Genomic DNA, 6,615 nt, shown 5'->3' with positions numbered 1-6,615 from the left:
GCCGCGAGCGGCGTGAACTCGGGGAGCGCGAAGCCGAGTGCGTCACTGGCGTCCTGCGCGATGAACGTCAGCACGCCCGCGAGCGCGAGGCCCGCGCCGATTCCCATCGCCGTCCCACGCCAGGTTTTTCCGTCACCCAGCACGCGCCTGTCGTCCCACGTCCGACCGCCGTCGATCGGGCGGCCACCGCCGGCTAGCACCGCGGCGTTGTTGGGAACGTAGGCGGGCAACATCGCCCAGAACGCGATCACGATAGTCTCGAGTATTGCCATATCCGCTGGGAGGAACCGACGTGTCTTAACCGGCGGTGGTTTGGCGGAAACGATTCGGTGGGACTCGAGTCGAACGGTCTCAGACGGCGCTCGACGCGTACCGATCGCTCACAAGCGCATTGGGAGCAGAATTGTAAACAATATCTGTATCTTCTGTACACGAAAAGTTTTTAGTCCTCCTGATTGACTCTCATCGCAGAGCCCTGTTATCATGCCACGAGAGCATATTTTCGACGAGGCCGAGTACGAACGACGGGTCGCTCGGACCAAGGAGCGGTTGCGCGAGGAGGAGCTCGACGCGATCGTCGTCGCCGATCCGGCGAACATGAACTATCTGACGGGGTACGACGGCTGGTCGTTCTACGTCCACCAGGCCGTCGTGGTCACCCCCGATCGCGACGAACCCGTCTGGATCGGCCGCGATATGGACGGGGGCGGTGCGCGGGCGACGACCCACCTCTCCGACGAGAGCATCCGCGCGTACAGCGACGACCACGTCCACTCCCCCCACGACCTCCATCCGATGGACTACGTCGCTGGCGTCCTCGAGGAACTCGAGGTCGCGGACGGCCGGATCGGCCTCGAGATGGACGCCGCCTACTTCACCGCCAAATCGTACACGCGCCTCCAGCAGAACCTCCCCGAAGCGGAGTTCGAGGACGCGACGCTGCTGGTCGGCTGGGTCCGGATCAAGAAGTCCGAGCGGGAACTCGAGTATATGCGCGAGGCGGCCCGGATCTCCGAGAACGCGATGCGGGAGGGACTCGACGCGATCGAGGCCGGCGTCCCGGAGTACGAGGCCGCGGCCGAGATCTACGAACAGCTGATCACCGGGACCGAGGAGTACGGCGGCGATTACCCCTCGATCGTCCCGTTGATGCCCTCGGGCGACCACACCGGGACGCCCCACCTGACCTGGACCGACCGCGAGTTCGAGGACGGTGACCCGGTTATCATCGAGCTTTCGGGCTGTCGTCACCGATACCACTCACCGCTGGCCCGCACGACCTTCGTCGGTGATCCGCCCGCGGAACTCGAGGAGACCGCCGAGATCGTCGTCGAGGGGCTCGAGGCCGCGCTCGACGCCGCCGAACCCGGCGTCACCTGCGAGTCGGTCGAGAGAGCGTGGCGCGACACCATCGCCCAGCACGGCCTCGAGAAGGAGGACCGTATCGGCTACTCGATGGGGCTGGGCTACCCGCCGGACTGGGGCGAGCACACCGCGAGCATCCGACCGGGCGACGAGACTATCCTCGAGGAGGACATGACGTTTCACATGATCCCCGGGATCTGGACGGACGAGATCGGCATGGAGATCAGCGAGACGTTCCACGTCACGAGCGACGGCGCGGAGACGCTGGCCGACTTCCCGCGAGAACTGTTCACGACGTAACTCGGACCGTCCCGTCCATAGCACGGCCGCCATACTACTATCGCCGACACCATCCACTATACTGATGACTACACCATCACCCGAAACGGAGAACGAACAGGCAAACGAACTCGATTCGGCGCTCGTCACCGCCCGCCGGCAGCTCGAGCGAGCTGCGACTCACGTCGACGTCGATCCGGGCGTCGTCGAACGGTTGAAACACCCGACGCGGGTCCAGCAGGTCTCGGTTCCCCTCGAGCGCGAGGACGGCAGCGTCGAGGTCTTCACCGGCTATCGGGCCCAGCACGACGACGTTCGCGGGCCATACAAGGGCGGCCTGCGCTATCACCCCGAGGTGAGTGCGGAAGAGTGTACCGGGCTCTCGATGTGGATGACCTGGAAGTGCGCGGTGATGGACCTCCCCTTCGGCGGCGGGAAGGGCGGCATCGCCGTCGACCCGAAATCGTTGACCGTCGACGAGACGGAACGGCTCACCCGCCGGTTCGCCGAGGAACTGCGCGACGCCGTCGGGCCGACGAAGGACGTTCCCGCGCCGGACATGGGCACCGACGCCCAGACGATGGCCTGGTTCATGGACGCCTACTCGATGCAACAGGGCGAAACGATCCCCGGCGTCGTCACCGGCAAACCGCCGGTCATCGGCGGCTCCTACGGCCGCGAGGAGGCCCCCGGCCGCTCGACGGCGATCGCCGCGCGAGAGGGGATTCGGTACTACGACCGCGAGATCTCGGAGACGACGGTCGCCGTCCAGGGCTTCGGCAGTGTCGGTGCCAACGCCGCGCGCCTGCTCGAGGAGTGGGGCGCGACGATCGTTGCCGTCTCGGACGTCAACGGCGCGGTCTACGATCCCGACGGGGTCGACGTCGATGCGATTCCCTCCCACGACGAGGAGCCGGAAGCGGTCACCAGCTTCGCGAACGAACTCGACGACGGTGACAGCGTCCGTCGGCTCTCGAACGCCGAACTGCTCGAGTTAGACGCCGACGTCCTGATCCCGGCGGCCGTCGGCAACGTCATCACCGCGGACAACGCCGACGCCGTCGCGGCCGACATCGTCGTCGAAGGGGCGAACGGCCCGACGACGTTCGCCGCCGACACCATCCTCGAGGAGCGGGGAGTACCGGTGATTCCGGACATCCTCGCGAACGCCGGCGGCGTGACGGTGAGCTACTTCGAGTGGCTGCAAGACATCAACCGCCGCCAGTGGACGCTCGAGCGGGTCAACGAGGAACTCGAGGAGCACATGCTCGATGCATGGGACGACGTCCGCGCCGAGGTCGACGCCGAGGGACTGACGTGGCGCGACGCCGCCTACGTGGTGGCGCTGTCCCGCATTGCGGACGCCAAAGAGACGCGAGGCCTCTGGCCGTAGCGCACGGGTCGGCCGTCCCAATCGGAGCGCGACGCAACGCGGCCGCCGGCGACGCCGCTCTCCCCATCGCTCGCGTTCGAACGAAAGGAAGGTATCATGTCCCAGCAGTCACACGCTACGAACATGAGGTCGTGGAAGCGTGTCTTCGCGAGCGGGCTGATCATCATCGGTCCCATACTCGTCACGCTGTACGTCGTCTATCGGGTCTACGCGATCATCGCCGGGCTCACGCCGGCGATCATATTCGACGCCGACTTGTTACGCGGCCTGATCGGCCACGAACCGACTCGAGAGTTCGTCATCCGCATCCTCCGCATTGTCGTTCCGCTCGGGGTGTTCGTTCTGATAGCGATCGCGGTCGGCTCGTTCACCCGAACGACGGTCGGCGACGTGTTCTCGCGGAGCGTCGACGGCGTCGTGAACCGCGTTCCGGGACTTCGCGTCCTCTACAACGCGTCGAAAGTCGCCGCCGAGACCACGTTCGGGGAGGAACAGGCGCTGCAAGAATCGGTCAGCGTCGAGAGCTGGGACGGCACCCAGATGCCGGCGTTCAAGACCGGACACACCACGAGTGACGGACGGATCGTCCTCTTCATCCCGACGGCGCCGAACATCTCTTCGGGGTTCACGGTCGAGGCCGACCCCGACCGCGTCACCGAAACCGACGAGTCCGTCGAAGAGACGCTTGCACGGGTGTTGAGCGGCGGATTCGGAGAATCAAAGCATCCGAGAAACGAGCGGCCACGGGCCCCGCTCGACACGTCCGACGAGCGGTCGACGGACGACGAGTGACCGCAGTCCGAGAGACGGACGACAGGTGAGCGCGACCCAGTCGGCGGACGAAGAGTAACTGCGACCCGCTCGAGGGTATGATGGCGAGTTACCGCGAGAGCCCGGCAGCGACGTTCTCGATCGGATGGGGTGGATCGTCACAGCCCTCGTACCCCGAGAGCTGCGTCCGACAGGACGCGCCCGGCGCGACGACGGTCTCGCCCGCACTGTCGTCGACCTGATCGAAGAGGATTTCTCCGATCGATCGGCTCAGCGAGTAGTGTTCGGCCTCGTAGCCGAAGGAGCCGGCCATCCCACAGCAGCCCGAATCGAGCGCGTCGACCTCGTAGCCGACCGTTCGCAGGACCGCGGCCGCGTGGCCGTCCTTCTTCGTCGCTTTCTGATGACAGTGGCCGTGGTAGGTCAGCCGTTCGTCGAGTTCGGCGGTCGGGAGCCCGGCCGCCAGGTCGAACCGATCGAGATACTCCATGACGCCGTAGGTGTTCGCTGCCACCCGCTCGGCGTCGCGTCCCGAGAGCAAATCGAGGTAGTCCGACTGGAGCATGACCGCGTCCGAGGGCTCGACCAGGACGACCTCCCAGCCGTCCTCGACCCGCGGAGCCAGCGCTTCGACGTTGGTTCGAGCGCGCTCGCGCGAGACGTCGAGAAATCCCTTCGAGTGGGCCGGCCGGCCGGTCGAGGTGACGCCGTCGGGGATTTCGACGTGGACCCCCGCCGTCTCGAGCACCTGGACGGCCGCCTTCCCCGCCCGCGGGTGATTGTAGTTCGTGTACGTGTCCGGGAAGAGGAGGACCTTCCGGGTGGCTTCCTCGAGCGGAATCCGAGAGCCCCCACGCGCTGCTCGCGCCTTCTCCGCTCGCTTTTTCGAGGCGGCTTCGCCGCCTCGCTTCTCGAACCAGTCCTCGAAGCTCTCGCCGGCGAAGGTCGGGAGGTCTCGCTCGCGTGCGATGCCGACCGTCTTCTCGGCGATCGTCCCGGCGCCGGGCAGCGACGCGGCCCAGTTCGAGAGCGGCGCGAGCGCGGAGCCGACGGCGTTGAGCCGATCAACGTTCGCGAAGAGTCGATCGCGGAGGCTCGCACCGTTCTCCCGATGGTTCGCGTGCTCGACCTCGGCCTTGAGTTTGGCCATGTCGACCTCGCTCGGGCAGTCCCGCGCGCAGCCCTTGCAGCCGATACAGAGGTCCATCACTTCGGCCAGGAACTCCGGATCGGTCGACTCGGCGTCGAGTTCGCCGTTCATCGCACCGCGGAGCATGTTCGCCCGGCCGCGAGTGCTCAGACTCTCCTCTTCGGCCGCGCGGTAGGTCGGACACATCACGCCGCCGGTCGTCTCCTGGGATCCCCGGCAGCCACCACAGCCGTGGCAGAGTTCGACCATCCCCTGCATGCCGTTGTCGGTCTCCCACTCGAGGGACGGCTCGAAGCCCGCCTCGAACTCGTACTCCGGCGAGAACCGCAGGTGCTCGGTCATGTCGTGGTCGCCGCAGACGGTGCCCGGATTCAGGAGCCAGTCCGGGTCGAATGCGGTCTTCACGTCGCGGAAGAGCGACCAGACGTCCTCGCCGTAGAGTTTGCGATTCCACTGGGTTCGGGCGCGGCCGTCGCCGTGCTCGCCCGAGACCGAGCCGCCGTACTCGACGACGAGATCGGTCACGGCGTCGGAAATCGCCTCGAACTGGTTCAACCCGGCCGGGCTCTTGGTGTCGACCAGCGGCCGCATGTGCATGCAGCCCGGCCCCGCGTGGGCGTAGAAACTTGCGAACGTGTCCTGTTCCTCGAGCACGTCCCGAAAGTCGGCGACGTAGTCCGCGAGGTTCTCCGTGGGGACGGCCGTGTCCTCGATGAAGGAGATGTGCTTGGCGTCCGAGGTCCGGGAGAGCAGGATCGGTGCCGCGCTCTTGCGGAGTTTCCAGAGTTCGGCCCGGTCGTCGGGCGCGTAGGCCTCGAGGGCGTCGAACGCGCGGACTGGGTCCGAATCGATGGGCGACCCAGATACGGTCGCGCCGCCGTCCGATTCCGGCGCGCTCGAGTCGGGCAACCGATCCGCGAGCATCGCCTCCACTTTCTCGCGAGCGTCGGCCTCGCTCTCGGCGTAGAACTCGACGAGCAGCGCCGTCTCGGTTCCCTCGGGCAGATTCGCCGCGACGTCGGCGAACTCCTCCGTGTTCCGGGCGAGGTCGAGCAACACGTCGTCGATCGCCTCGATGGCTGCGGGATCGTAGTTACGGACGATGGTGTCGACGTCGGCCATCGCCTCGAGCAGGTCCTCGTAGGTCAACAGGGCGACGCCCGTCGTCTCGGGGACCGGCTCGAGCGAGACGGTCGCTTCCGTCACCACGCCGAGCGTTCCCTCGCTTCCGGCGAGGACGCGGGCGAGGTTGACGGTCGCGTCGGGATCGGGCTCGCCGCCGATCTCGACCGTTTCGTCGGTGTTCTCGTCGAACGCGTCGGGTTCGCCGTAGGCCTCCGCGATGAGTCGGTCGAGGTTGTAGCCGGAGACGTTGCGCTTGAGTTGTGGGAAGACCTCGCTGATCGCATCGGCCTCCTCGTCGATAACGCGCCGGAGTACCTCGTGAATTCGCTCGAGCAGGCCCCCCTCCGGATCGGCCCGGTCGCGAAGCTCCGCGACCGTCACCTCGCCGAAGCGCTCGACGGAGCCGTCCGCGAGGACGACCTCCACCGCCTCGATGTAGGCGTCGGTCTTGCCGTACTGCAGCGAGTGCGAGCCGGTCGAGTTGTTGCCGATCGCGCCGCCGATCGTGCTTCGATTTCCGGCGGCGGGATCG

Annotated in this window: 5 protein-coding genes; 3 read left to right on the top strand and 2 right to left on the bottom strand. The window is 66.7% G+C overall.

What is annotated here, in order from left to right:
- Window positions 1-272 (bottom strand): CDP-archaeol synthase (locus PGX04_RS29905; protein ID WP_273741819.1); only part of this gene is annotated, 272 nt, incomplete at its 3' end.
- Between the two features lie 211 nt (window positions 273-483).
- On the opposite strand from PGX04_RS29905, the gene PGX04_RS29900 reads away from it, so the two are divergent.
- From PGX04_RS29900 to PGX04_RS29890, 3 genes are all read left to right on the top strand, one after another.
- Window positions 484-1,665, top strand: a complete 1,182-nt coding sequence (locus tag PGX04_RS29900) for a M24 family metallopeptidase (protein WP_273741818.1) — start codon at window positions 484-486, stop codon at window positions 1,663-1,665.
- Window positions 1,666-1,729: 64 nt separating this feature from the next.
- On the top strand, window positions 1,730-3,037 hold the full coding sequence (gdhB, locus tag PGX04_RS29895) for a glutamate dehydrogenase GdhB (protein ID WP_273741817.1): 1,308 nt from the start codon (window positions 1,730-1,732) through the stop codon (window positions 3,035-3,037).
- Between the two features lie 123 nt (window positions 3,038-3,160).
- Window positions 3,161-3,829 (top strand): DUF502 domain-containing protein, encoded by a 669-nt coding sequence (locus PGX04_RS29890; RefSeq protein ID WP_273741816.1) that lies wholly within the window; start codon window positions 3,161-3,163, stop codon window positions 3,827-3,829.
- Window positions 3,830-3,917: 88 nt separating this feature from the next.
- On the opposite strand, the gene PGX04_RS29885 is transcribed toward PGX04_RS29890, so the two are convergent.
- Window positions 3,918-6,615 (bottom strand): FAD-binding and (Fe-S)-binding domain-containing protein (locus tag PGX04_RS29885; protein WP_273741814.1); only part of this gene is annotated, 2,698 nt, incomplete at its 5' end.

This window comes from Natrinema soli (genome assembly GCF_028618695.1).
Note: the sequence above shows the minus strand (reverse complement) of the source record. Positions and strands in the feature narration are given on the sequence as shown.

Bases quoted from the DNA above. Each gene is read 5' to 3' on its own strand.
- PGX04_RS29900 (WP_273741818.1), top strand. From the start codon at position 484: ATGCCACGAGAGCATATTTTCGACGAGGCCGAGTACGAACGACGGGTC.
- gdhB (WP_273741817.1), top strand. From the start codon at position 1,730: ATGACTACACCATCACCCGAAACGGAGAACGAACAGGCAAACGAACTC.
- PGX04_RS29890 (WP_273741816.1), top strand. From the start codon at position 3,161: ATGAGGTCGTGGAAGCGTGTCTTCGCGAGCGGGCTGATCATCATCGGT.